Source organism: Pseudomonas sp. MF06569 (assembly GCF_059862735.1).
In genome coordinates this window covers 1-790 of record NZ_JCBCUZ010000081.1, presented here as the reverse complement: position 1 = coordinate 790, position 790 = coordinate 1, and the positions used below count along the sequence as shown (strand labels likewise).

Annotated in this window: 1 protein-coding gene; it reads left to right on the top strand. The window is 56.6% G+C overall.

What is annotated here, in order from left to right:
* The coding region (locus AC19YQ_RS24960; protein WP_500596186.1) for an IS110 family RNA-guided transposase at positions 1-732 on the top strand (732 nt) is incomplete at its 5' end.
* Positions 733-790: the final 58 nt, after the last annotated feature.

Below are 790 nucleotides of genomic sequence, written 5' to 3'. Positions count from 1 at the left end.
GCCATCTGCGAAGCAGCGTCGCGACCCAGAACCCACTCGGTTCCGGTAAAGACCCTTGAACAGCAGATCCTGTCGACCGAGCACAAGCTGCGCAAGTCTTGGGTGGATAATCGCACGGGAATCATCAACCAGGTGCACGGCTTTCTGTTGGAGTTCGGCATCATTTTCCCCGTTGGATATGCGGCTCTGGAGCAGGTACCGGCGTTAATGGAAAACCACGAACTGCCGATTCGACTGCGCAATGCGGTTGAGCGAATGCTGCTCGATATTCAACGCCTGACTCGAGATATCAAAACCATCGATGTCGAGATCAAACAGCAACTGTCCGAGGACGCAGCCGGCATGCGCTTGTTGAGCATCCCCGGCATCGGCCCTCTCACCGCTAGCGCGCTGCTGGCCGATGTCGGCGACGCTTCGACTTACAAAAGCTCGCGCGACTTTGCCGCCTCACTCGGGTTGGTGCCTCGACAGTATTCAACCGGTGGCAAGACGAGCTTGCTCGGCATCAGCAAACGCGGCGACAAGTATCTGCGCAGCCTACTGGTGCAAGGCGCTCACGCACTGATGATCCGAATCGACAAGCGAAACGATGCGCTCGGAGCCTGGGTAAGAAAGCTTTTGGCTCGCAAGCCGCCGAACAAGGTCGCCTGTGCGCTAGCCAACAAAATGGCAAGAATCGTCTGGGCTGTGTTAGCCCGAGGCGGTAGCTACAACGTGGAACAAACGGCTTGATCTAACCGAATTACCACCGGCTTTTGCGACGACAGTGATGATGACGATAAACGGCAAA